18 protein-coding genes and 1 pseudogene are annotated in these 22362 nt (G+C 68.5%); 6 read left to right on the top strand and 13 right to left on the bottom strand.

Going from position 1 to position 22362, the window contains the following annotated elements; translation table 11 throughout:
• Positions 1-149: 149 nt before the first annotated feature.
• Positions 150-839, bottom strand: coding sequence for a FadR/GntR family transcriptional regulator (locus tag AC1DHY_RS03665; protein WP_476878422.1), 690 nt, complete (start codon positions 837-839; stop codon positions 150-152).
• Positions 840-934: 95 nt separating this feature from the next.
• Between AC1DHY_RS03665 and AC1DHY_RS03670 the strand changes: the two genes are divergently transcribed.
• A complete protein-coding gene (locus tag AC1DHY_RS03670; protein WP_476878421.1) occupies positions 935-2254 on the top strand; it encodes an alpha-hydroxy acid oxidase in 1320 nt (439 codons plus the stop codon).
• A 42-nt stretch (positions 2255-2296) separates the two neighbouring features.
• On the opposite strand, the gene AC1DHY_RS03675 is transcribed toward AC1DHY_RS03670, so the two are convergent.
• On the bottom strand, positions 2297-2815 hold the full coding sequence (locus AC1DHY_RS03675; RefSeq protein ID WP_476903164.1) for an ArsR/SmtB family transcription factor: 519 nt from the start codon (positions 2813-2815) through the stop codon (positions 2297-2299).
• 90 nt (positions 2816-2905) lie between these two features.
• On the bottom strand, positions 2906-4129 hold the full coding sequence (locus AC1DHY_RS03680; protein WP_476878419.1) for an acetoin utilization protein AcuC: 1224 nt from the start codon (positions 4127-4129) through the stop codon (positions 2906-2908).
• A gap of 103 nt (positions 4130-4232) precedes the next feature.
• On the opposite strand from AC1DHY_RS03680, the gene AC1DHY_RS03685 reads away from it, so the two are divergent.
• Both AC1DHY_RS03685 and AC1DHY_RS03690 read left to right on the top strand, forming a co-directional pair.
• On the top strand, positions 4233-5666 hold the full coding sequence (locus AC1DHY_RS03685; protein ID WP_476878418.1) for a TrkH family potassium uptake protein: 1434 nt from the start codon (positions 4233-4235) through the stop codon (positions 5664-5666).
• A 40-nt stretch (positions 5667-5706) separates the two neighbouring features.
• Positions 5707-6345 (top strand): potassium channel family protein, encoded by a 639-nt coding sequence (locus tag AC1DHY_RS03690; protein ID WP_186372291.1) that lies wholly within the window; start codon positions 5707-5709, stop codon positions 6343-6345.
• Here the strand turns inward: AC1DHY_RS03690 and AC1DHY_RS03695 are convergent.
• From AC1DHY_RS03695 to topA, 7 genes are all read right to left on the bottom strand, one after another.
• A complete protein-coding gene (locus AC1DHY_RS03695; RefSeq protein ID WP_476903165.1) occupies positions 6342-8105 on the bottom strand; it encodes an exo-alpha-sialidase in 1764 nt (587 codons plus the stop codon). The two genes, AC1DHY_RS03690 and AC1DHY_RS03695, sit on opposite strands and share 4 nt — an antisense overlap.
• 118 nt (positions 8106-8223) lie before the next feature.
• Positions 8224-8802, bottom strand: a complete 579-nt coding sequence (locus AC1DHY_RS03700) for an HhH-GPD-type base excision DNA repair protein (protein ID WP_476878416.1) — start codon at positions 8800-8802, stop codon at positions 8224-8226.
• A 40-nt stretch (positions 8803-8842) separates the two neighbouring features.
• On the bottom strand, positions 8843-9676 hold the full coding sequence (proC, locus tag AC1DHY_RS03705) for a pyrroline-5-carboxylate reductase (RefSeq protein ID WP_476878415.1): 834 nt from the start codon (positions 9674-9676) through the stop codon (positions 8843-8845).
• A gap of 236 nt (positions 9677-9912) precedes the next feature.
• Positions 9913-10254: a YciI family protein gene (locus AC1DHY_RS03710; protein ID WP_476903166.1), complete on the bottom strand. Its 342-nt coding sequence runs from the start codon at positions 10252-10254 to the stop codon at positions 9913-9915.
• 116 nt (positions 10255-10370) lie between these two features.
• A complete protein-coding gene (locus AC1DHY_RS03715; protein WP_476878413.1) occupies positions 10371-11390 on the bottom strand; it encodes a Ppx/GppA phosphatase family protein in 1020 nt (339 codons plus the stop codon).
• A 77-nt stretch (positions 11391-11467) separates the two neighbouring features.
• Positions 11468-11917: an SseB family protein gene (locus AC1DHY_RS03720; protein ID WP_476878412.1), complete on the bottom strand. Its 450-nt coding sequence runs from the start codon at positions 11915-11917 to the stop codon at positions 11468-11470.
• Positions 11918-11976: 59 nt separating this feature from the next.
• Positions 11977-14703, bottom strand: a complete 2727-nt coding sequence (topA, locus tag AC1DHY_RS03725; protein ID WP_476903167.1) for a type I DNA topoisomerase — start codon at positions 14701-14703, stop codon at positions 11977-11979.
• Positions 14704-15073: 370 nt separating this feature from the next.
• On the opposite strand from topA, the gene AC1DHY_RS03730 reads away from it, so the two are divergent.
• Both AC1DHY_RS03730 and AC1DHY_RS03735 read left to right on the top strand, forming a co-directional pair.
• Positions 15074-17608 carry a molybdopterin oxidoreductase family protein gene (locus tag AC1DHY_RS03730; RefSeq protein ID WP_476903168.1) on the top strand — a complete coding sequence of 845 codons (2535 nt, stop codon included), beginning with the start codon at positions 15074-15076 and terminating at the stop codon, positions 17606-17608.
• A complete protein-coding gene (locus tag AC1DHY_RS03735) occupies positions 17605-18066 on the top strand; it encodes a ferritin family protein (protein ID WP_476903169.1) in 462 nt (153 codons plus the stop codon). The genes AC1DHY_RS03730 and AC1DHY_RS03735 overlap by 4 nt, the downstream gene beginning before the upstream one ends.
• Before the next feature lie 103 nt (positions 18067-18169).
• Here the strand turns inward: AC1DHY_RS03735 and AC1DHY_RS03740 are convergent, their stop codons facing one another.
• Positions 18170-18565 (bottom strand): low affinity iron permease family protein, encoded by a 396-nt coding sequence (locus AC1DHY_RS03740; protein WP_476878296.1) that lies wholly within the window; start codon positions 18563-18565, stop codon positions 18170-18172.
• 161 nt (positions 18566-18726) lie between these two features.
• Positions 18727-19380: an ArsR/SmtB family transcription factor gene (locus AC1DHY_RS03745; protein ID WP_476878295.1), complete on the bottom strand. Its 654-nt coding sequence runs from the start codon at positions 19378-19380 to the stop codon at positions 18727-18729.
• A 79-nt stretch (positions 19381-19459) separates the two neighbouring features.
• Here AC1DHY_RS03745 and AC1DHY_RS03750 point away from each other — a divergent pair.
• Positions 19460-20689: pseudogene (locus AC1DHY_RS03750) on the top strand (MFS transporter); the annotation flags it as partial.
• 30 nt (positions 20690-20719) lie between these two features.
• Here AC1DHY_RS03750 and AC1DHY_RS03755 read toward each other — a convergent pair.
• Positions 20720-22354 carry a DUF7059 domain-containing protein gene (locus AC1DHY_RS03755; RefSeq protein WP_476878294.1) on the bottom strand — a complete coding sequence of 545 codons (1635 nt, stop codon included), beginning with the start codon at positions 22352-22354 and terminating at the stop codon, positions 20720-20722.
• Positions 22355-22362 lie beyond the last annotated feature (8 nt).

Raw genomic sequence — 22362 nt, forward strand, 5'->3', positions numbered from 1 at the left:
GTGTCAGTTAGACGCGGGCCCCTCCAGAGCCAACGAAAAATACGCATACCAACGGTTAGTCATGCCATTGACCATAACCCCGCCCGGGCGGCAGGGCAAAGCGGCGGCGTAATATTGCCGCCGCGCGGCCGCGGCGCGGATGGGTGCGGTCAGGACCGGCCGCCCAGCCCCGCCTCGGCGTAGTAGCCCTCGATATGGTCCGCCACCAGCCTGGCCGCCCCGGCGCCGTCGTTCCTGCCGATGGCTGAAAGGATGCCCCGGTGCTCATGCCGCAGGCGCGCGGCGGTGGCCTGCCAGTCCGGCAGGTTGGCTGTCAGCCGGCTGGCGTAGTCCTGGATGGATTCACGCAGGGAACCCATCATGGCGCTGACCACGGCGTTGCCGGCGGCGTCCGCCAGTGCCAGGTGGAACCGGACATCCAGGGCCAGGAACTCGGCAGTGTCCGCGCAGTCCTCCATTCGCTCCAGCAGGGCAGCGGCCTCGGCCAGGGCCGGCGCATCCGGCCGCGCCCGTGCCGCCGCCCAGGACTCGAGCAGCACACGCGTCTGCACAATGTCCGCCACGGGAAGATGCGACGTGGCCACATGGAGCCGCAGGGCAGCGCCCAAGGCCGCCGTCGGATCCGAGATCACCACGGTCCCGGCGTCGGGGCCGGAGCCCACGCCGGCCCGGACCACACCCATGGCCTCCAGGATCCGGATGGCCTCGCGAACCGAGGTGCGGGAGACGCCCAGCCGCTCGGCCAGTGTCCGTTCCGCGGGGAGCCGGCCGCCCACGAGGAGCTGTCCGCTGGAGAGTTGTTCCTCAATCCACTGCAGGACCAGCTGGTGCGTACGCATGGACCCATAGTACTTGTTGTGGTCCGACCACATCCCCTACAGTGTGGTTGGACCACAGAACCGCAGCCACTGCATTTGGACGCCCGGAGGACGCTATGACGCAACCCACCATCACCGGCAACCCGGAGGCGCCGACGACGCCGTCGGAAACAGCCTCCGCCACCGCCGCCCCCCAGCGCGGCGTCCCGGCCGCCCTGAAACGGCGCATCCCCAAGTACGCGGACCTCGCGCCGCTGATGCAGTTCAAGAAGCCCGATTTCGGCCGCGAAGCGCGGCTGCGCCGGGCCAGCACCATCTGGGACCTCCGGGACATGGCCAAGCGGCGCACGCCCAAGGCACCCTTCGATTACACGGACGGCGCGGCCGAAGCGGAGATCACCCTCCGCCGGGCGCGCGAGGCGTTCCTTGATATCGAATTCCGCCCGGGCATCCTGCGAGATGTCTCCAGCGTGGATCTCAGCACCGAAATCCTCGGCAGGACCGCCCGCCTGCCTTTCGGCATCGCACCCACCGGCTTCACCCGGATGATGCAATCGGAGGGCGAATACGCCGGCTCGCGCGCCGCCGCGGACGCGGGCATCCCGTACACACTCTCCACCATGGGCACGGCCTCCATCGAGGACGTCGCTGCGGCCGCCCCTGACGGCCGCAACTGGTTCCAGCTGTACTTGTGGACGGACCGGGACCGCTCCCTGGAACTGATCGAGCGCGCCGCCCGCGCCGGGAACGACACCCTGATGGTGACCGTGGATACCGCCGTCGCCGGCGCCCGGCTCCGTGACGTCCGCAACGGCATGACCATCCCGCCGGCGCTGACGCTAAAGACCGTGCTGGACGCGTCCTACCGGCCGGCGTGGTGGTTCAACTTCCTCACCCACGAACCCCTGACCTTTGCCTCGCTCTCGCGCTACACCGGCACGGTGGCGGACCTGATCAACTCCATGTTCGATCCCACCCTGACCTTCGAGGACCTCGACTGGCTGCGCGAAACCTGGAAGGGCAATCTGGTGGTCAAGGGCATCCAGACAGTCGAGGACGCGCGCAAGGTGGTGGACCACGGCGCAGACGGCATCGTCCTGTCCAACCACGGCGGCCGCCAGCTGGACCGGGCACCCATTCCGTTCCATCTCCTGCCGGAGGTCTCCGCGGCCCTGAAAGCGGACCACAGTGACGCCGCCGTCATCCTGGATACCGGGATCATGAGCGGCGCGGACATCATCGCGGCCCTGGCCATGGGAGCCGACTTCACCCTGATCGGCCGCGCGTATCTTTACGGCCTGATGGCCGGGGGCCGGGCCGGGGTGGACCGTGCCATTGGCATCCTTGAGGCGGACATGCGCCGCACCATGGCGCTGCTGGGCGTCAGCCGGATCTCGGAGCTGACCCCTGACCACGTCCGGCTGCTCGCCCGATAGCCGCCCGGCGGGTCTGCTGTTGTCCCGTGGGGGCGGGCGGGGCTACTTCTTCCGGCCGAACTTGGGCAGGTTCGCCAGCAGGTCCGCGGCGCGGGTGGCGGCTCGACCGACGCTGCGCCCGATCTGCTGCGGCCGGGTGTCTTCTCCCGCGGTGCCGACCGGGAGGGCGACGGCGGGGCTCAGTGAGCTGTCCTTCGGCAGGTCGGGCGCAACGGTCCCGGAGGGGGCAGCCGCTGCTGCCAGGGTGCCGGGAGCGGCCTGCGCCGGGGCGGGAGGGGCTGCTGGCTCGGCAGCGGGACGGCCGACGTCGAACGTCTCCAGCCAGCTGGCGACGCCGGCCAGCGGTTTCGGGTTCAGCGCGTAGTAGCGCTTCTGGCCCTGGGCGCGCATGCTCACAAGGTCTGCTTCGCGCAGCACCTTGAGGTGTTTTGAGATGGTGGGCTGGCTCGCGTCGAGCTCCTGGACCAGCTCCCCCACTGCCTTGTCCCCGTTGCGCAGGGACACCAGAATGTCACGCCGGGTTGCCTCAGCAATGACGGCAAATACGTCGTCTGTCACCATGCAGTCCACCCTAGCGACATATACGCCGGATGGCATCCACCAATTACTGCCCCGGTCCGGGGACCCGGCGGGGGCTCGTGGGCGCCGGTGTCAGTCGAACCAGGGGTCAAGGCCGTAGAGCGGGAAGACTTCCTTCCGCGTGGCCATAACCGTGCGGTCAACCTCGTCGTTGGGGTCGAAACCGACCTCCCACGAACGCCACCAGAGGTCGACGTCGTCGCCCATCACGGCGGGCGGTTCGACGCCGTATTTGGCCCCGTACTTGTCCTGCACATACTGCCGCCAGTCCTCGGGGACCGGGGTCCGAAGGGGCACCGGCCGCCCGGCGGCAATGGCAATCAGGTGGCTCCAGGACCGGGGCACCACGGTGATCACGTTGTACCCGCCGCCGCCGGTGGAGATCCAGCGGTTCTCGCAGTAGCGCGCGGCGAGGTTGCCGATCGCGATGGCAGCCTCGCGCTGGCCGTCCACACTGATGTTCAGGTGCGTCAGGGGATCCAGCCGGTGCGAGTCGCAGCCGTGCTGGCTGACGATAACCTCCGGTTCAAACGCGCCCACGAGCTGCGGGACTACCGCGTGGAAGGCCCGCAGCCAGCCTGCGTCCCCCGTTCCGGCCGGCAGTGCCACGTTCACCGCGCTGCCCTGGGCATTGGGACCGCCGATCTCGTTGGCGAAGCCGGTCCCGGGGAACAGCGTCAGCCCGGTTTCGTGCAGCGAGATGGTCAGGACCCGGGGGTCGTCCCAGAAAATACTTTGCGTTCCGTCCCCGTGGTGCGCGTCGACGTCGACGTACGCCACCCGCTGCACCCCGCCGTCGAGCAGCCGTTGGATGGCCAGGGCGGCGTCGTTGTAGATGCAGAAGCCGCTGGCCCGTTCCCGCGAGGCGTGGTGCATGCCGCCGCCGAAGTTCACCGCCCGGACCGCGGTTTCGTCCAGGATGGCCGCGGCCGCCAGGAGGGACCCGCCGGCCAGCCGGGCACTGGCCTCGTGCATGCCGGCGAAGGCGGGGTCGTCCTCTGTGCCGAGACCGCGGGCAAGGTCGGGAGTGTCCGGGTCCGCGCTGACGCGGCGGACGGCGTGGATGTATTCCGCGCTGTGCACGGCGCCCAGTTCCTCATCACTGGCCACGGACGGGGCCGCGACCCTCACATGGTCCAGGTCGAACAGCCCCAGGCTGCCGGCCAGCCGCTCGGTCAGCTCCATCCGCTCCGGCGCCATCGGGTGGCCGTGGCCGAAGTTGTAGGCCGTCATGGCGGAGTCCCACACCACCGTCGTCGGCAGGGCGGTCTGAACGAGTCCGGGCAGGAAGGTCATCAATCACAGGCTACCGGAGCGCACCGCCCCGCTCCCCCGTCATTGCGCGGAATAAAGTGGTTTACTACTGAGGGACGCCGTTACAACCGAGGACAAGCCGCACATGACGCAAAGCCAGTCGAGGTCACAGAACCCGGCCAGCTGGCACCCCGGCCAGCCGGAGCGCGAGGGCCTGTGGATCTTCACCCGGCTGCGCGACTTCATCGACGACATCGCCAACACCTCCCCGGCCCGGCTGGCGGTCTCGGCATTCGCCGTCGTGATCCTGATTTTCACCGCGCTCCTGTCCCTGCCCGTGTCCTCGGCCACCGGGCAGGTCACGCCGCTGCACCAGGCCCTGTTCACCGCCGTCTCGGCCGTCTGCGTGACCGGGCTGACCGTGGTGTCCACGGCCGTCCACTGGTCCTTCTTCGGCCAGCTCATCATCCTGGTCGGCATCTTCGTTGGCGGCCTCGGCACCCTGACCCTGGCCTCCCTGCTCGCACTGATGGTCAGCAAGAAGCTCGGCGTCCGCGGCAAGCTGATCGCCCAGGAAGCCATGAACAACGCCGGCCGCCTCGGCGAGGTGGGCACCCTGCTGCGGATCGTGATCGTCACCTCCGTGGTCATCGAAGCCGGGCTGGCGCTGGCCATGATCCCCCGCTTCCTGGCCCTGGGCGAGAGCGTAGGCGAGTCCGTCTGGCACGGGGTCTTCTACGCCATTTCCGCATTCAACAACGCCGGTTTCACCCCGCATTCGGACGGGATCGTCCCCTACGAAACCGACCTGTGGATCCTGGTCCCGCTGATGGTCGGCGTGTTCCTCGGCAGCCTCGGCTTCCCCGTCGTGATGGTGCTGCAGCAGAACGGGCTGAACTGGAAGAAGTGGAACCTCCACACCAAGCTGACCATCCAGGTCTCGCTGATCCTGCTGGCTGCGGGCACGGTCCTGTGGGGCCTGCTGGAGTGGGAAAACATGCGCACCATTGGGGGCATGAACCTGGGCGACAAGATCACCCATTCACTTTTTGCTTCCGTGATGACCCGCTCCGGCGGCTTCAACCTGGTGGACCAGAACCAGATGGACTCCACCACCATGCTGCTGACGGACGCGCTGATGTTCGCCGGCGGCGGTTCGGCCTCAACCGCCGGCGGCATCAAGGTGACCACCATCGCCGTTATGTTCCTGGCCATCATTGCCGAGGCGCGGGGCGACGCGGACGTGAAGATCTATGGCCGCACCATCCCCGAGGGGACCATGCGGGTGGCAATTTCGGTGATCGTCGCCGGCGCCACCCTGGTGGCCGTCTCCGCCCTGCTGCTCCTGCAGATCAGCGGCGCATCCCTGGACCGGGTGCTCTTTGAAACGATTTCCGCGTTCGCCACCGTGGGCCTGAGCACCAACCTCAGCGCCGAACTGCCCCCTGCCGGCGTGTACGTGCTGACCGCCCTGATGTTCGCCGGCCGCGTCGGCACCGTCACCCTCGCCGCTGGGCTGGCCCTGCGCCAGCGCAGCCAGTTGTACCACTACCCGGAAGAGAGACCGATCATTGGCTAGTACCTCAGGCGCCGTCAACCGCCCCGCCCACAACGCGCCCGTGCTGGTAATCGGGCTCGGCCGCTTCGGCGCGTCCACCGCTGAGCAGCTGGTCAAGCAGGGCCGCGAGGTGCTCGCGATTGAACGCGACCGAAGCCTGGTGCAGAAGTGGGCCAGCGTACTGACCCACGTGGTCGAGGCCGACGCGACCAACATCGACGCCCTCCGCCAGCTCGGCGCGCAGGAGTTCAGCTCCGCCGTCGTCGGCGTGGGCACCTCGATCGAGTCCTCGGTGCTGATCACCGTCAACCTGGTGGACCTCGGCATCGAGCACCTGTGGGTCAAGGCCATCACGCCCTCCCACGGCAAGATCCTGACCCGGATCGGAGCCAACCACGTGATCTACCCGGAGGCCGACGCCGGGGTCCGCGCCGCACACCTGGTCTCGGGCAGGATGCTGGACTTCATTGAGTTCGACGACGACTTCGCGATCGTGAAAATGTACCCTCCGCGCGAAACCGTGGGGTTCACCCTGGATGAGTCCAAGGTGCGTTCCAAGTACGGGGTCACGATCGTGGGTGTGAAATCCCCCGGCGAGGACTTCACCTACGCCCGCCCGGAGACCAAGGTCTCCGCACGGGACATGCTCATTGTTTCCGGCCACGTGGACCTGCTGGAGCGGTTCGCGGCCCGGCCCTAATCCTGGGCCACGGCCGGCGGAGTCCGGGGTTTCCGGGCGTGGGTGACCGTGACACGGACTTTGACCTCCAGATGCCCCTGCTCGCTCATGAACTTGGCGGTACAGGTGGTGGTGCCCGCCCTCGCGGTGGCCGGGACGCGCACGCGGACGGCTGCGGTCGCAAAGCCTCCGGCAGCGATTGCGGGCACCTCCGCGTCCGTCGAGGTCCAGCCGGCGGGCAGGCTCAGCGAGAGACGTCCGGGCTTGAAGGTGAGCTCACCTTCGTTGGTCACCGTAAACGTGACGTCCACTCGCCCGCCTGCCGGCACTGAGGGGGAATCGCTGATGAGATGTCCGCACAGGGGGTCAAGCCACCTGGAGTCGAACCTATCGAAGGTAATGGTGTTGTGCGCACCCTCATAGAGGATGCCGTACAGCCCGCTCCCCAGCGCGGTCACGGTGGAGTAGTTTGTCGGCAGGCCGGGCGCGAAGGCCCGTGAGGTACTCCAGGTCGCCCCGTCGTCGCACGAATAGCGGATCGTGCCGTTCTTCCGGGCGAACGGCGGGTTGTTGGCGTTGGAAAAGAGCAGTTTCCGGGCGTCGGCTGAGCCCTTGGGCGCGTCGGGGAACATCCGTGTGATCGTGGCGTTGTTGCGGGGGTCGGTGAGCACGGAGTTGTAGGTGACAGGGCCGTAGGTCTCGCCGCCGTCGTGCGAGACCGCGATCCGCCGTCCGCCGCCGCCTGCGTTGTCTCGGGAATTGAGCATCACATCGCCGTTGGAGAGCTCGACGACCTTGTTTTCATTCATGTTCACGCCCACTGGTTTGCCCCTGCGCCAGCTACGGCCGTGGTCGTCGGAGAACACACTGTACGCCTGGAGCCGCTTCGAGCCATCCCACTGGATGATCCTGCCGGCGAATTGCTGGATGAGCCGTCCCTTGTGGGGCCCGTACCGGAGTTGTATGCCCTCCCCTGAGGTCGCGAACTGACCTAGGACGCCGCCGACGTTGGCCACCCCGTGGACCCTGGTTCCCACCGGTTTGACGACGCGGGTGATGAGGGGGCCCGCGAAAGCCGCGTACTTGGACCCCCGGGCATAGGACGGGCGCGGGGGCAACGCCCGCCGGTTCGCCGGGTCCGTCGACCATGTCAGCCCGCCGTCGGTCGAGACGGAGACCTCGGAGCTGATGATTCTCCGATCGGCATCGTTCTTACCGAGCCTGCTGCTGCCGAAGCCCGCGCCCTTCGAGTAGACGTGGAAGTTGAAGATCGTGCCGGTTTCCCGGTCCACTACGTAGCTCGGGTCGCTAAAGCCAAAACGACGTGCTTTGCGCGCGGCGACCTGGCCGCGCGCGACGAAGGTGGGGGCGCCCCAGGTCTTGCCCCGATCGGTGCTGCGCCGCTGGATGATGGAGTTGGCCGACGGGGAGTCGCCGCCGTCGGGACGGCCGTCATAGGCGGCGAGCACGACGCCGTTGCCAAGGCTTGCGAGCGCGACGATTCGATAGTGCCTGCCAAGGACGGGGTCGATGGCCTTGTCGCCGTTGGACGCGAGGACCCGGCTGCTGAAGTGTCTGGCGTTGTCGTCAATGCTGGTACCGCTGCTGATTCCGGCACTGATGCTGCTGCCGATGCTGATACCGCTGCTGGAACTTGTGCCGGGGCCGGAAACTGGCTGATCGCCCGGCGCGAGCATAACGGCGCTGAGCACACAGGCGACGAGCGGCGCCAGGATTGACCGTGCGCGCCCCGGCTGCGGTACCCGTCCGCGGCTGTTCATAGTCCAATTAGTTACCGCGGCGGCTGACCCCACAACGAGCCATAAGTCACTATCTTGTGGGAGGTCAGCCGAACACCCGCGGCACGGCGCAAGCAGCGGCGGGGAACGCCTCCGCCCGCTAGCTCCCCTTGGCCGCCTTTGCCGCGGCTTTGGCCGCCTGCTTGCTGGCCCGGACCTTGGTCAGCGACTCCGGATCCACGATGTCCGCAACGGACAGGTAAGCGTCCGCCTGGCCGTAGTGGCCGGCCGCCTCACGCCATCCTTCGGCCTGGAGTCCGCATTGTTTACCCAGCAGCGCCAGGAAGATCTTGGCCTTCTGCTCGCCGAACCCCGGCAGCGACTTCAACCGGCGCAGGACCTCCTGGCCGTCGGGGTTTCCCTTCGTCCAGATGGCGGATGCGTCGCCGTCCCAGTCGCTGTGCACCGTCTCGGCGAGGGCCTGGACGCGACCGGCCATGGAGCCGGGGAAGCGGTGGACGGCGGGGCGTTCCTTGAACATCTCGACAAAGGCCTGCGGGTCCTGGCCGGCGATCCGTGCCGGGTCCATGGAGCCGATGCGGGCACGGATCTTTTCCGGACCGGCAAACGCGGACTCCATGGTCACTTGCTGGTCCAGCAGCATGCCGGTGAGCAGCGCAAACGGATCGTCACTGAGCAGTTGGTCCGCGGCGGCGTCTCCGGTGATATGCAATTCCATGGTCCTATCCTGCCACCCGGGTCCGCTCCGCGTCCCGGCGCTAACCCAGCTGTTTGGTGATCTCGGCTGCGCGCCGGGCAGCGGCCCGCGCGCCTTCGGCGATGATGCCCGGGAGCCCGCGCTCATCAAAGGTCACGATCGCCCGTTCCGTGGTCCCGTTCGGGCTGGTCACTGCCTTGCGCAGCGCGGCGGGGTCGGCACCTGGTTCGGCGAGCATAAATCCTGCGCCGGCAACCGTTTCACGTGCCAGCAGCAGCGACAGTTCGGCGTCGAGCCCCAGCTCGGCGCCGGCGGCAGCCATCGCCTCGGCCAGGTAGAACGCGTAGGCCGGTCCGGACCCGCTGATGGCGGACAGCGCGTCCACCTGCTCCTCCGGAATCTCGACGACGGTGCCCACGGCCGCGAAGATGTCCTTGGCCTGCTGGAGCTGCTCCGCGGAGCAGTGCTTCCCTGCCGAGACCGAGACGACGCCGCGGCCCAGCCGGGCCGGGGTGTTCGGCATGGCGCGGATGACGGGCTGGCCGGCCGGCAGTGCGGCTTCCAGCTGCTCGAGCGAGACGGCAGCGGCCACGCTGACAACAATGGTGTCCGGGGAAAGTGATCCGCTGATCTCACGGGAGAGGTCGGCGATGCCGACCGGTTTGACGCCCAGCACCACGACGGCGGCGCCGGTGGCGGCCTGCGTGTTGTTCTCCGGTTCCTCCTCGCCGGCAATGGCCGTGATTCCGGGGTGCCGCTCAGCCAGTTCGGCGGCGCGTTCGGCCCGGCGGACCGTCGCGACGATGTCGGCGGGGTCGGTCCCGCCGGCGATCATGCCGCCCATAATTGCCTCGTTCATTGATCCACAGCCCAGGAATGCGATTCGGTTGCTCATGCCCCCATCATTGCAGTCCGCCCCGATTCACAGCCAGCTCACATATTTAGCGCAGGTTGCTCACAACCTCGGTGATTAACGTAGGAACTGCCTCATTGAGGGTGCGAGTGATGATAGGTAGTCATGCGGATGACTGCCCGGCACCGGTGGTCTGCAGCGGGTTTCCCCCATTTTCCCGCAGCGGAACGCCGGTGCCTTCGCTTTTAAGCGACAGCCGGGGCGCCGGGAACGCCGTCCTAAAGCTGGATAGGGCGCACCTCGATGGGAAGGGTGGTGGCGCGGGCCAGCTTGCCGGCCCAGCCGAGCGCCGCATCGAGATCTTCCGCCTCAATGACGGTGAACCCGCCGAGGTGTTCCTTGGCTTCGGCGAACGGGCCGTCCGTGATGAGCATCCCGCCTCCTTGCGGCCGCACCACGGTGGCCGTGTCGGTGGGGTGAAGCCCGGCGGCGAACACCCACGCGCCGGCAGCCTTCAGCTCGCGGTTCACGGCGTCGAGGTTCTCCATGATGGGCGCCAGGACCTCGGGGGCGGGTGCCGGGCCCACGGGCTGGTAAATACTGAGCAGGTACCGTGCCATGATGCTGTCCTCCTTGACGTTGGCCGGTCCGTTGCCGGCCTCTCATCTTGTCCACGAACGACGCACCCACGGATCGACATGTCGTGCCGTCACCGGGGCGCCGCGGAGGCCCGCCGTTAAGAGGCGGCCGGTCCCTCGACGTCGGGGGTCTGCGGTTCGGCGGGTTCCACGGCCTGGATGACGTGGGGCGCCGGCTGCAGCGGGCCCTCGGTGACCAGCTGGTCCAGCCGGCGGAGGATCAGTCCCTCACGGAGGGCCCACGGGCAGATCTCCAGGCTGGGGAACTCGAACATTTCCAGGGCCGCTTCGCCCACCAGCGCCCCGGCCAGCAGCTGCGGGGCCCGTGCTTCGGAGACGCCGGGGAGGTTCAGCCGGTCCTCCACTTCCATGGCGGAGATCCGCTGGGCCCAGAGGCCGAGGTCCGTGGCGTGGAGTTCGCGCTTGACGTACGGGCCGGCGCCGCTGGGCGCGGCACCGGCGATGCGGGCCAGGGACCGGAAGGTCTTGGACGTCCCGGCCACGTGGTTGGCCTTGCCGAGCTTCTCGAACTCACGGACGGCCGGCTTGAGGGTGGAGCGGATGTAGCGGCGGAGTTCCTTGACGCTTTTGGCCGACGGCGGGTCCTCCTGCAGCCAGTCCCGGGTGAGCCGGCTGGCCCCGAGCGGGACCGACGTTGCGAACTCGGGCAGTTCGTCCTCGCCGTAGGCCATTTCGAAGGAGCCGCCGCCGATGTCCAGGTTCAGCATGGGTCCGGCGCCCCAGCCGTACCAGCGGCGGACCGCGAAGAACGTCATGGAGGCTTCCTCGCTGCCGGTCAGTTCCCGCAGCGTGACGGTGGTTTCGTGCTTGACGCGGGCCAGGACCTCGGCCCCGTTGGTGGCCTCGCGGATCGCCGAGGTACAGAACGCGAGGAGGTCCTCGGCCTTGTGCTTGGCGGCGAACTCCCACGCTTCGAGGACGAACTCCGTCAACTCGTGCTGGCCGGCGTCGTTGATGTTGCCGTCCGCGTCGAGGAACTGCACCAGCGAGAGCGGGCGCTTGTGCGAGGCGAACGGTACCGGGCGCGCGCCGGGGTGGGCATCCACCAGGAGGAGGTGGACAGTGTTTGACCCGATATCGAGGACGCCTAGCCGCATGCTGCCATTATTCTCCCCGCAGGGCCTGTGCCCTAAACGGGCGCCGCGGCACCGCCGCGGACGCCCGCAGGCCGGTCTTAGGCCTGGTTCCCGTCAGGGGCGGCGTCCGGTTCGGCGTCGGACGGCTTGAAGTCGCGGCGGATGTTCGCCACGCCCTCGGGATCGATCTCGAATCCGTAGGCGGCACCGGGGTTGATGACCATACCCAGCTGGTCGCCGAGGTTGCCGATGATGGCCGAGCCCTGCGTGCCGAGCACGTTCGGCGCCGCGGCGAGGTACTGCTCGGTGACACGGCTCGGGTGCGAGAACACGGCCAGCACCGGTTCGCCGGAGCCGTTGGCGAGGACCAGCGGCTCCACCTGCGAATCCGGGCCGTCGATGGTGTCGGAGCTGACGATGTAGACCTCGTTGTTGAGGAACGACAGGATGACATCCACCGGGTTGGCGTCGGGCTGCTCCCCCCGGGCAAGCTTCTCTTCGAGGTCGTTGAGGGGCTGGAGATCCATGGGTGCAGGCTGTTCAGTCATGTTCCTACTCGATCACGTTGGGCCCCGGTCCGCAATTCCCGGGCGCCGGAAGGCGCCGCCTACTTCTTGGCGGCAGCCTTCCGGGCGGGCGCCTTGCGGGCCGCCGGCTTGCGCTTGACCGGGCCCTTGGCGCGCTTCTCGGCGAGGAGCTCGACGGCGCGTTCCCGGGTCAGTTCCTCGATGGCCGTGGTGCGCGGAACGGTGATGTTGGTGACGCCGTCGGTGATGTACGGGCCGAAGCGGCCCTCCTTCACCACGATGTTCTTTTCCGAGACCGGGTCCGGACCGAACTCCGCCAGGGGCGGGACGGCCGCACGGGCACCGCGCTGCTTGGGCTGCGAGTAGATCTCCAGCGCCTGCTCCAGCGTGATGGTGAAGATCTCCTCCTCCGAGCCGATGGAACGGGAGTCGGTGCCCTTCTTCAGGTACGGTCCGAAGCGGCCGTTCTGCACCGTGATGGGGTTGCCCTCGGCGTCCTGGCCCAGCACCCGCGGCAGGCTCATCAGCTGCAGGGCCTCATCCAGGGTGACGGTGTCCACGGCCATCGAGGCGAAGAGCGACCCGGTGCGCGGCTTGGCCTTGACGGGCTTCTTCGGCGGTTTCGGTTTGCCGTTCTTGTAGTACTCCACCGGCTGGTTGGCGAGCTGCTCCTCGGTCATTTCCGGGATGACCTCGGTGACGTAGGCGCCGTAGCGGCCGTTCTTGGCCACGATGGTGTGCCCGGTGTGCGGGTCGGCTCCGAGCACACGCTCCTCGGGTGCGGCGGTCTCCATCAGCTCGATCGCCTTGGCGGCTGTGAGCTCGTCCGGGGCAAGGTCCTCGGGGACGTTGGCGCGGGCCGACTCAACCACTTCGCCGGTCTTCGGGTCCACGGTGGGGATGGAGCTTTCCAGGTACGGCCCGAACTTGCCAACCCGCAGGGTGATGCCGTCGGTGATGGGCACGGAGTTGATTTCGCGTGCGTCGATTTCGCCCAGGTTGTTGACGATGCTCAGCAGCCCGGGATCGGAGTCCTCGCCGAAGTAGAAGTGCTTGAGCCAGGCGGCACCCGCCTCCTGGCCGTTGGCGATCTTGTCCAGGTCCGCTTCCATGTCGGCCGTGAAGTCGTAGTCCACGTAGTCGTGGAAGTGCTGCTCAAGCAGCCGGATCACGGAGAACGCGATCCAGCTCGGGACCAGCGCGGAGCCCTGCTTCCGGACGTAGCCGCGGTCCTGGATGGTGGAAATCGTGGAGGCGTAGGTCGACGGGCGGCCGATGCCCTTCTTTTCCAGTTCCGCGGTCAGGGACGCTTCGGTGTAGCGCGGCGGCGGGGAAGTCTCGTGCCCGACGGCGACGATGTCCGAGGCGGTCAGGGCGTCGCCCTTGGCCACGTTCGGCAAGCGGCGCGCTTCCTCGGAATCCTCGTCCCCGCGGCTTTCGTCCTTGCCCTCTTCGTATGCGGCCAGGAAGCCGGGGAAGGTGATGACGGTGCCCGAGGCGGAGAATTCCGCGTCCCTGCCATCACCAGCGACGGCGCCGAGGCGGATGGTCGCCGTCGAGCCCTTGGCGTCGGCCATCTGCGAGGCGACGGTGCGCTTCCAGATCAGCTCGTAGAGCCGGAACTCGTCGCCGGAGAGCTGCTTCGCGACCTGCGCCGGGGTCCGGAAGGAGTCACCGGCGGGACGGATGGCCTCGTGGGCCTCCTGCGCGTTCGCTGCCTTTCCGGCGTAGACGCGCGGCGACTGCGGGACGTACTCCGGGCCGTACAGCTCGGAGGCCTGGCGCCGGGCCGCGGTGACGGCCTCGTTGCTCAGCGCCGAGGAGTCCGTACGCATATAGGTGATGTAGCCGTTTTCGTAGAGTCGCTGAGCCACCTGCATGGTGCTCTTCGAGGAGAAGCGCAGCTTGCGGCCGGCCTCCTGCTGCAGCGTGGAGGTGGTGAACGGCGCCGCGGGACGGCGGGTGTACGGCTTGGTGTCGACCGAGCGGACGCGGAAGTCCGCGTCCTGCAGGCCGGCGGCGAGGGACGCGGCCAGCTCTTCACTGAGGTGCACCACACCGCGGGAGGTCAGTTCGCCGTCGTCGTTGAAGTCCCGGCCGCTGGCCACCTTGGACCCATCGACGGAGGCGAGCTTGGCCTTGAACGATCCCGACTCCGCACCGAACTGGCCCGTCAGGTCCCAGTAGGACGCGGACTTGAAGGCCATGCGTTCGCGTTCGCGGTCCACCACCATGCGGGTCACGACGGACTGCACACGGCCGGCGGAGAGGCCTCGGGCCACCTTGCGCCAGAGCACGGGGGAGATTTCGTAGCCGTAGAGGCGGTCCAGCACACGGCGGGTTTCCTGCGCATCGACCAGGTCCTGGTCCACGTCGCGCAGGTTGTCCATGGCGCGGTGGATGGCTTCCTTGGTGATTTCACCAAAGGTCATCCGGTACACCGGGACCTTGGGCTTAAGGACTTCCAGCAGGTGCCACGCGATGGCCTCGCCCTCGCGGTCCCCATCGGTTGCGAGATAGAGCGCGTCGGCGCCCTTGAGCTGGGCCTTGAGTTCGGCGACCTTTTTCTTTTTGTCCGGAGAGACCACGTAGTACGGCTTGAAGTCGTGCTCGACGTCGACGGCGAACTTGCCCAGCGGGGTTTTCTTCAGTTCCGCGGGGAGCTCCGAGGGCTGCGGCAGGTCCCGGATGTGACCGATGGAGGCCTCAACGATGAAACCCTCGCCCAGGTACTTGGCGATGGTCTTGCTCTTGGCCGGAGACTCCACAATCACGAGTTTCTTGCCGGTGGGGGCCTTGCTTGGCACGGTGCTCCTACAGAAAAAGGTGGCTCGGGCAGATGCGCCCATACCCGCCTAGTTCACCATATTTTGCGGCAACCCGCGCAACCGGCCCCGAAATCATCACGGATCCGGGACCCGCGCTGGACGCCGGAACGGGGGTGTCCGGGCGGATCCGGCTGACCGCCGGGACAGCATCCGCGAGCCCCTCCCCTGCAGTAGGCACGCTTGCCATATCGCAGGATGGCGGCCTCGGAAAGGACGCCGAGGGAGGGGCCGCGACCCGACGCGCCCCCTTTACGGGGGCGCGTCTTCGCTGATAAAGCTGGAGGCACCGCCGGCCGCCGGCCGCCGCCGGCCGCGGGAGACCCGAGGGCACTCGATGGGGAGGATCACGATGGTTGACAGGATCGCCGAGATTTGGGGCACGAGGACGCCTTACCCCAAGGACGGCCTGTGGCCGGTCCGGGTGGACCAGGCGCTGAAGGACGGCGTTGCGGAGGGCGACGTCGACCGCTGGGTGCAGTCCGCGTGTGTCCTGTGCAGCAACGGCTGCGCCTGTGACATCGCGGTGAAGGACGGCGCCATGGTGGGCATTCGCGGGCGGTCCGGCGACTTGGTGAACCACGGCAGGCTCGGGCCCAAGGGCCTGTTCGCCAGTTGGCAGGGTGTGTCCCACAAGGACCGCCTCGAACGGCCAATGATCCGCGAGAACGGACGCCTCCTGGAGTGCGATTGGGACACCGCCATGAAGCGGATCACCGAGCGGAGCCAGCAGCTATTGAAAGATCGCGGGCCGCTCAGCCACGGGTTCTACACCAGCGGGCAACTGTTCCTCGAGGAGTACTACGCCCTGGCGGTCATCGGGAAGGCGGGCATCGGAACCCCGCACATGGACGGCAACACGCGGCTGTGCACGGCGACGGCTGCGGCGGCGCTGAAGGAGACCTTTGGCGCCGACGGCCAGCCCGGGTCCTACACTGACATCGACAGCTGCGACGCGATCTTCCTCTACGGCCACAACATGGCGGAGACGCAGACGGTGCTGTGGTCGCGGGTGCTGGACCGCATCGCGGGACCGGACCGGCCCAAAGTGGTCTGCGTCGATCCGAGGGACACCGAGGTGGCGCGCTACGCGGACGTCCACCTCGCCGTCCGCCCGGGCACGAATCTGGCGCTGATGAACGCGCTGGTCCACGAGGTCCTGGCCAACGGGTGGATCAACAAGGACTACGTCCAGGCGCACACGGTGGGCTTCGAGCAGCTGAAAGCCACCGTGGAGCCCTGGACGGCGGAAGCCGCGGCGGCCGTGTGCGATGTCAGCGCGGCGGACATCCGCGAGGCCGCGCGCATTTTCGGGACAGCGCCCCGGGTCCTCTCTACCGTCCTCCAGGGCTTCTACCAGTCCGCGCAGGCCACGGCGTCCTCCTGCCAGGTCAACAACCTGCACCTGCTCCGCGGCCTGCTGGGACAGCCTGGGTCCGGCATCCTCCAGATGAACGGCCAGCCGACCGCGCAGAACAACCGCGAGTGCGGGGCGGACGGGGACCTGCCCGGTTTCCGGAACTGGGAAAACCCGGACCACATTCAGGAACTCGCAGAGCTGTGGGACGTGGATCCGCTGACCATTCCGCACTGGGCACCACCCACACACGCCATGCAGATCTTCCGCTACGCCGAGCAGGGGTCAATCGAATTCCTTTGGATCTCGGCCACCAATCCGGCCGCGTCCATGCCGGACCTGCCCCGGATCCGCGACATCCTCGCCAAGCCCGAACTCTTCCTGGTGGTGCAGGACCTTTACCTGACCGAAACCGCGCAGGCCGCCGACGTCGTGCTGCCCGCGGCTGCCTGGGGCGAGAAGACAGGCACCTTTACCAACGTCAACCGCACCGTGCACCTGTCGGACAAGGCCGTGGAACCGCCCGGCGAGGCCCGCAGCGACCTCGAGATCTTCCTCGACTACTCCCGCCGGATGGAATTCACCACACTGCAGGGCGCCCCGCTGTTGGCCTGGGACGGGCCCGAGGATGCCTTCCGGGCGTGGCAGGAGTGCTCCCGGGGACGGCCCTGCGACTACACCGGCATAACCTACGACCGGCTCCGCGGCGGCAGCGGCATCCCGTGGCCCTGCAATGCCGAAAACCCAAACGGCCGCGACCGGCTCTACGCGGGCGGTGTCTTCCCCACGGACCCTGGCTACTGCGAAAGTTACGGCCACGACCTCCTCACCGGCGCCACGGTGGGGGCGGAGTCGTTCCGCGCCACCGTTCCGGCCGGCCGGGCCGTGCTGAAAACCGCTGATTACTTTCCGCCGCACGAGGAACCCGACGGCGAATACCCGCTGCGGTACACCACGGGCCGCACCGTCTACCATTTCCACACCCGGACCAAGACCGGACGTTCCCGCCCGCTCACCCACGCGGCCCCCAGTGCCTGGGTGGAACTGAGCACGGACGACGCCGGGCGCCTGGGAATCCGGGAAGGCGACCTTGTCCGGGTAACGTCGCGGCGGGGCCGGATCGAGGTCCCCGCCCGGGTCAGCGACATACGGAAGGGGACGGTCTTTGCCCCCTTCCATTACGGCTACTGGGACCGCGGCGGAGCCCCCGGCGAGCGTCCCACCGCGGCGAACGAACTGACGCTCACCGAATGGGACCCGGTCTCCAAGCAGCCGGTCTTCAAAAATGCGGCCGTCCAGGTGGAGAAGATCGGCGACGCGGACGGCCCCGCCCCGGCTCCCACGACGGCGGCGTCGCGCCCGGCGGCCGGAACCGGCCAGCGGCTGCGGCCGACCACCGGCGGCAGCGCAGCCGAGGCCTCGGAACACATCCGCGCCGCCCCGCCGCCCACGTTCCCGGAGGCAGTCAAACCCGGGCCGCCGGCCATGGGCGCCTCCTCCGGGACGAGCGGGCGGGAGGTCCGGCGATGAACCTCAGCATCTACCTGGGCATGCTCCACCAGGCCGAAAACACCCTCGCGGAATCTTTCCGCCAGGTCGCCGAGGGCCACGGCTCCGAACCCGACGTGCATTTCCTGTGCCAGACGCTGGCCCGGCAGTGCGAGGAACACGGGCGGCTGCTGCAGCCCATCGCTCAGCGCTACGGAGAGGATCCCTCCGACGCCGAGCCGGAGCGTCTCCACGCCGAGGGCCTGTCCAGCACACGGGAGGGCCCGGTGGGGCTCCTGCGGGACCTGCAGGACCTGTACCTGCTGGCGAGCCTGGTGGACGTCACCTGGACCATGGTCAAGCAGGCCGGCTCGGCCCTCCGCGACCGGGAACTGCTGGACGTGGTGTCCCGGTGCGACGGCGAGACGGCAGTGCAGTTGCGGTGGCTTCAGACTCGGATGAAGCAGGCCGCGCCCCAGGCACTGATCGCGGCGCGCTGACCGCGCCAGGCCAGCGGCGGGACGGCGGCGCGCTGACCGCGCCAGGCCAGCGGCGGGACGGCGGCGGGCTAGCAGCGGCGGCCGGCCAGCTAGGACCCGCCGGCTAGGACGCGCCGGAATCCTCCGCGACGGCGGCGCGTTCGATCCGTTCGCGCTGCCGCTCGATTTCCTTCTCGCCCTCGTTCTCGGCGTCGTACAGTTTCGCGTTGCTGACTTTGAGCTCGAGCATCAGCGCATCCAGTTTCAAGTGCAGCGCGGCGGTGTCCCGGTTCTGGGTGTTTTGAATGATGAACACCATCAGGAAGGTGACGATCGTGGTGCCGGTGTTGATCACCAGCTGCCAGGTGTCTGAGAACTTGAGCAACGGGCCCGTGCACGCCCAGACCACAAGCACGGCGACGGCCGCACTGAAGACCCAGGCATGGCCCAGTACCCTCGCAGTGGCTGTGGTGAACCGGGTAAATACATCGGGCCGGTCATCATCGTGGGCTTTACCCATTGCTGAACCCTTTCGCCGTTACTCCGTGGCCGGTTGGCTTTGCGGCCCGCGGGCCTGGGCCCGCGGTATGACCAGTGTGGCACCGGCTGCACTGTTTTGGCCGACGGCGCCACAAACTGGGCCCACCGGGCGGCCGGGCGGGAATGCGGGAGGGCCGGGGGTCAGGAAGCAGGCGCGGCGGTGCCCCGGTCGTCCGGAATCATCGACCACATGGTGGCCATCCGCACTGCACCCTCGGGCACCTGATCAGGGTCCTCGAGTTCGTAGTCCTTCAGGAGGTCGAAGAGCTTGTCATTAAGCTCCGTGCGCTGGGCCGGTGTCAGGTAGAGCAGGTTGCTTGCCAGGACCACGGAGGACGGGCCGTCCACGGCTTCACCGCGCTGGCGTTTCTCGTCCCGGGTCTTGGCGTAGGCGTTGACGCGCCGGCGGTAGGCGTCCAGCTCGAGGTCCAGCACGGCGAACTCGGGACTCGCCACGCCGCCTCCGGAGTTGATGGTGAAGTCAGTGCCGGCGGCTTTCCAGCGGCGTTCCCGGGCGTCACCGGCCGTAGCTGCCGGGGCCACGATGCCCCACTTCTGCAGGGCACGCAGGTGGTAGCTCATGGCACTGGGGGTCAGGCCGGTCTGGGCGGCCAGTTCGGTGGCGGTCCGGCTCACCTGGGTGGAATACAACTCGGAGATGACCTCCAGCCGGGCGGCATGGGCCAGGGCCCGGATCGCCTTCGGGTCGGTGATCTCGACCTTCTTTTCCGGGCGCGGCCTACGCTTGGCGGCCGGAGCGGCGGACAGTTCCGCCTTCGGGTTCTCTGCATTCACGTCTCAAGTCTACCGGCGTCCGCCAAACTATGAAAGGAATGCTTGACACTATGATTCGGAACCGGCTACTTTGTCTACTATGAAACAAACACTTCATAAAGGCAGTGGCTTCTCCGGCGGGCGCGCCCTCTGGCGCAACCGCGACTTCCTGCTCGCCGGAAGCTCCCGTTTCCTGGCTACGGCCGGGATGGGCGCCGTCGTCGTCAGCATCATGCTGCACCTGCAGAACATTGCCGCGACGGGACCGGCCGGGCCGTGGCTGGTGGCCGGTTACCTGCTGTGCTCGGCGCTGCCGCTGGTGCTGCTGGCGCCTTGGGCCGGAAGGCTTGCCGACACCCGGGATTCCCGGCTCCTGGCGACGGCGTCCTCTGTGGTCAGCGCTGCCGCCGTGGCTGGGATGGGGTTCGCCCTGCAGTACCTGGATAGCCCCGTTCCGTTGCTGTTCGCCCTGACGTTCCTGCTGGACGCGGCGCAGGCCGTGGCCGGACCCACGTGGCAGGCGCTGCTGCCACGAATTGTTGGCGAAGAGCGTACTCCCAGGGCGATGGGCACCATGCAGGCCACCATCATGATTGCCGGCATGGCCGGGCCGGCGGCGGGCGGCCTGCTGAGCGGCTGGGGCGGTTCCGGGCTGGTTTTCGGTGTGGCCAGCGCCTGCTACCTGGCGATGGGCGCCGGTGCCTTGCTGATCCGGACCCGGCGCGGCACCGCGGCGGAACTGGCCGGCCGGGAGGCGCCCGCGCTGCTGGACGGCCTGCGGCTGATCCGCGGCGACAGCCTGGTCTGGGCGCTGGTCCTCGGCGCATTGTTCTTCATCCTGGTGGGCGAGGCCACCAACGTGCTGGAAGTCTTCCTGGCCCGGGGCGAACTCGGTGCGACCGAGACCCAGTACGGGCTCTTGGCCGCGGCCTTCGGGCTCGGCATGGCCGCGGGCGCCGCGCTCGCCGGACGGATCCAGACCCCGCCGGCGCGGCTGCGGGTGCTGCTCGCGTCGATGGTCCTGACCTCGGCCTTCCTGGCGGTTATGGCCCTGGTGCCCACCGTGGGGCTGCTGTTCGCGGCCTACACGGCGATGGGCACGGCCTGCGGTGCGCTGAACGCGTGCTTCGGCGCGATCGCGATCCTGCGGATGCCGGAAAGCGGCCGGGGGCAGGCCATGGCGATCATCGGCGGCCTGACCCGCGCCGTTTCCATTGCCGCCCTGGCCATAGGCGGGCTGCTCGGCGCCATGCTGCCGATCCGGCTGAGCTTCCTCCTCACGGGGGTGGCCGGCGTGCTGGTGGCCCTTGCCGTGACCGCCTATGTGCTGCCCCGGTTCGGCCGGGACGGTGCGGCCGGCTCAGCCCGGCAGCAGGAACCCGTCGCGCACCAGGTTGCCGACTTCGTCGAGGAGCCGCTCACGGAACGCCCCGCCGTCGAAGCCCTCATACCCGCCCAGCAGGGCGTCAAGGGCGCCGATGATCTGCCCGACGGAGAGCTCGCCGTCGCACGCTGAGACGAAGCCGGCCAGCTCGGTACTGAGCAGGTTGGTGCGGCGGAACCCGGCGCCCTGCCGGAGCAGGATGACGCCGGGGTGTTCGGCGCCGGGGCGCTGGTGCCGTTCCTCGGTGACGTCATCGGCCACGAGCAGGTGCGCCGATTCGAGTTCGTGGGCGGCCAGCCAGTCCGCGCGTTCAACGGCTGCACCCAGGTGCGGGCCGGCAGGCTGCTCGATCGGGTGGGTGATCTCTTCAAACCGCCGCAGCACGGACCGGGTGCCGGCGGGGCGGCGCAGCCAGATCATGCCAAAGCCGATCCCCTGCACGTCGCGGGAGGCGAAATCGTCCAAGTACCCGGCGTAGGAGGCCTGGTAGAGCCCCCGGTCGCGGGCCTCAGAGGCGTCCTGCAGCCACGTCTCGGCGTATTGCTCCGGGCCCACCTCCTCGCGCTGGATGAACCAGGTGTCCACGTCCGGACTGGCCCAGCTTTGCGGCCGGTCAGCCCAGTCCGCCCCCGCCGGGATTTCCCAGTTGCCTAAAAGCTGGGCTGTTCCGCCCGGGGCGAGCACCGAGGGGAGGTCGCGGACCAGTGCGGCCACAATGTCATCGCCCGGCAACCCGCCGTCCCGGTAGGTGAACTGGTCCGCGGCGGTCTCGCCGACGCCCCGCGGGGTGATGACGAACGGCGGGTTGGAGACCACCAGCTCGAACTCCTCCCCGGCCACCGGGTCCAGCAGCGACCCCAGCCGCAGGCTCACCCGGCCCTCGAGCCCGGCCGGATCCAGGTGCAGGGCCGATGCGTTGAGCATGAGGTTGAAGCGGGTGAACGCCAGGGCGCGGGCTGAGATGTCGGTGGCCGTGACGTGGTCGGCGTGGTGCAGGAGGTGGAAGGTCTGGATGCCGCAGCCGGTCCCCAGGTCCAGGGCCCGGGCCACGTGCCGGCGCGCCGTGACCTGCACCAGGGTGGTGGAGGCCTGCCCGATCCCCAGCACGTGGTCGTGGCGCAACACCCCCGGACGCTGGTGGGCGGCGAGGTCGCTGGCCACCCAGAGTTCGGCGCCGCCGCCGCTGACAGTGCCTTCCGCCTGAGCGCCTTCCCAGCCGTACGGTCGCAGGTCCACCTTCGCCTGCACCAGGCCGTCAGCCGACGCTTCCACCAGTCCCAGCTGCAGCAGCCCGTCCGTGCCGATGCCCGGCAGGGCGGCGTCCAGCGTCGCGGCCGGCTGGGGTTCGGCCAGCAGCCACAGGCGGACGACGGCGGCGAGCGCCGCCGTCGTCCGCTCGCCTTCTGCGGCCGCTTCAGTGGCGATAAGGGCCGGGATCAGCTGGTCCCGGCCCAGGGCGGCGTGGGCTGCCGGGCCGAGCAGTTCGGCGACGCCGTCCACCGTGTAGCCGATGCTGCGAAGGTCCGCGGCGAGCGCCTGGAGCAGGTCCGGGAGGTCGCTGCGGGGAGCATCGGGGGTGTTGCCGGCCGTGAAAAGTGTCGATGGGGTCACCGGATAAG

The sequence above is a fragment of the Arthrobacter sp. 05L44 genome (assembly GCF_056397605.1).

Excerpts from the sequence above, each read along its gene's own strand:
- AC1DHY_RS03665 (WP_476878422.1), bottom strand. The coding sequence starts at position 839 with ATGCGTACGCACCAGCTGGTCCTGCAGTGGATTGAGGAACAACTCTCC.
- AC1DHY_RS03670 (WP_476878421.1), top strand. The coding sequence starts at position 935 with ATGACGCAACCCACCATCACCGGCAACCCGGAGGCGCCGACGACGCCG.
- AC1DHY_RS03675 (WP_476903164.1), bottom strand. The coding sequence starts at position 2,815 with ATGGTGACAGACGACGTATTTGCCGTCATTGCTGAGGCAACCCGGCGT.
- AC1DHY_RS03680 (WP_476878419.1), bottom strand. The coding sequence starts at position 4,129 with ATGACCTTCCTGCCCGGACTCGTTCAGACCGCCCTGCCGACGACGGTG.
- AC1DHY_RS03685 (WP_476878418.1), top strand. The coding sequence starts at position 4,233 with ATGACGCAAAGCCAGTCGAGGTCACAGAACCCGGCCAGCTGGCACCCC.
- AC1DHY_RS03695 (WP_476903165.1), bottom strand. The coding sequence starts at position 8,105 with ATGAACAGCCGCGGACGGGTACCGCAGCCGGGGCGCGCACGGTCAATC.
- AC1DHY_RS03700 (WP_476878416.1), bottom strand. The coding sequence starts at position 8,802 with ATGGAATTGCATATCACCGGAGACGCCGCCGCGGACCAACTGCTCAGT.
- proC (WP_476878415.1), bottom strand. The coding sequence starts at position 9,676 with ATGAGCAACCGAATCGCATTCCTGGGCTGTGGATCAATGAACGAGGCA.
- AC1DHY_RS03710 (WP_476903166.1), bottom strand. The coding sequence starts at position 10,254 with ATGGCACGGTACCTGCTCAGTATTTACCAGCCCGTGGGCCCGGCACCC.
- AC1DHY_RS03715 (WP_476878413.1), bottom strand. The coding sequence starts at position 11,390 with ATGCGGCTAGGCGTCCTCGATATCGGGTCAAACACTGTCCACCTCCTC.
- AC1DHY_RS03720 (WP_476878412.1), bottom strand. The coding sequence starts at position 11,917 with ATGACTGAACAGCCTGCACCCATGGATCTCCAGCCCCTCAACGACCTC.
- AC1DHY_RS03730 (WP_476903168.1), top strand. The coding sequence starts at position 15,074 with ATGGTTGACAGGATCGCCGAGATTTGGGGCACGAGGACGCCTTACCCC.
- AC1DHY_RS03735 (WP_476903169.1), top strand. The coding sequence starts at position 17,605 with ATGAACCTCAGCATCTACCTGGGCATGCTCCACCAGGCCGAAAACACC.
- AC1DHY_RS03740 (WP_476878296.1), bottom strand. The coding sequence starts at position 18,565 with ATGGGTAAAGCCCACGATGATGACCGGCCCGATGTATTTACCCGGTTC.